Source organism: Streptomyces sp. NPDC002130, assembly GCF_040296465.1.
GTDB lineage: Bacteria > Actinomycetota > Actinomycetes > Streptomycetales > Streptomycetaceae > Streptomyces.
Map to the genome: position 1 here is coordinate 1 of NZ_JBEOXI010001023.1, position 1,216 is coordinate 1,216.

At 57.2% G+C, this 1,216-nt stretch carries 2 protein-coding genes and 1 pseudogene; 2 read left to right on the forward strand and 1 reads right to left on the reverse strand.

Translation table 11 applies throughout. The annotated features are described in order from the left end of the window. Positions 1-414: cupredoxin domain-containing protein (locus tag ABT116_RS48030; RefSeq protein WP_351647805.1), on the reverse strand; the 414-nt coding region annotated here is incomplete at its 3' end. 99 nt (positions 415-513) lie between these two features. Here ABT116_RS48030 and ABT116_RS48035 point away from each other — a divergent pair. Continuing rightward, complete coding sequence (locus ABT116_RS48035) at positions 514-744, forward strand: hypothetical protein (protein ID WP_351647807.1); 231 nt, start codon at positions 514-516, stop codon at positions 742-744. Positions 745-940: 196 nt separating this feature from the next. Further along, a pseudogene (locus ABT116_RS48040) lies at positions 941-1,216 on the forward strand (hypothetical protein); the annotation flags it as partial.

Genomic DNA, 1,216 nt, shown 5'->3' on the forward strand with positions numbered 1-1,216 from the left:
GACCGAGTTCAACTGGGTCCCCGGTGTGGCGACATTGCCGGTAACGGTGAGCGGATTGCCGGTAGCGCCGTTTACGTCGACACGAAGGAATGCTTCCATGCCGTCGCTGATTTTGTAATCTCCGACGTAGAAGTGTGCTTCACCTGCGCGGTCCGATGCGTTTCGGACGTGGAATGTGGTTGTGTTGGTCCCACCGGGGATGAGTATGTCTGTGCTCCAGAGGATTTTGGATGTATCCCCCCAGGTCGAGTTGTCGGCGGAGTACTCGAGGATTCCGCTCTCACCATCTGCGGCGTGAGCGAGCGACGGCATCAGTGCTCCACCCATTAGTGCAAGTACGAGGGCTGTGAGTATCCCTATGGCTGTGCTCCAGAGCGCGCCAGGCCACTGAAATGAGTAACTGATAGTTTTCATACCTCCGAATTCTAGTCGGACGAACGTCCAAGCGTCAGGAGTTGCGAGAGTTATCGGTATGTTGTACAACAATTTTCGAAAGTTCGATCATTCAAACACATGACGCTGCTCGAACATGCGAGCGCGAGGTTGGCCGAGATCTTCATGACCAGTTGGGCGAACGTCGACCGCGTCCATGCCGAGATGTTCGGCAGCACGATAGTGCGTCTCGCGATCAGTCACGTGACGTTGTCCTTCGGTGCTCCCGATCAGATCGCCGAGAACCTGGGAGAGATGTTCGGGCCGTTCCTCGATCAGGTCATCGGTTCGGGAGCAGTCGAACCGAACTGAGCCAACGGGATCGATACGGTTTCCGAGCTAGGACGGAAGTTCGATCGAGCGTGATCGCCGTAGTTCTTTGGTGGGAAATATCGCCGTTATGTGTGAATCCGCGTCTCACTTCTCGGTAGCGTGCCGGGCGTAGATCGAGGTGCGATCCGCAGGGGTGGCTCTCGTGACGTTCCGTCAACGATGGAGGAATTCGAAGATGAAGAGCCGCAATAAATCTCGAGTGTTGTCGACCGTTGTGGTAATTGCATCGTTTGTCATGGCCGGGGCAGGTGTGGCAGTCGCCGACGAATCCTCGTCAGGGTCCTCCGGGGGAGGATCACTCGGTTCCTCCAGTGCGCCGGAGATTGATCCGTTGACCTTCGACGGTTGGGGCACGTGCCCGATCGAGGATCTCGAGGTGACGACGTGCGCCAGCGTCGTAGTTCGCGGAGGGACCATGAAATTGGGCGCACTTTCGGTGCCGATCCCGGAC

What these genes read in the sequence shown, in the direction of transcription:
- ABT116_RS48035 (WP_351647807.1), top strand. Translation starts at nt 514, where the DNA reads ATGACGCTGCTCGAACATGCGAGCGCGAGGTTGGCCGAGATCTTCATG.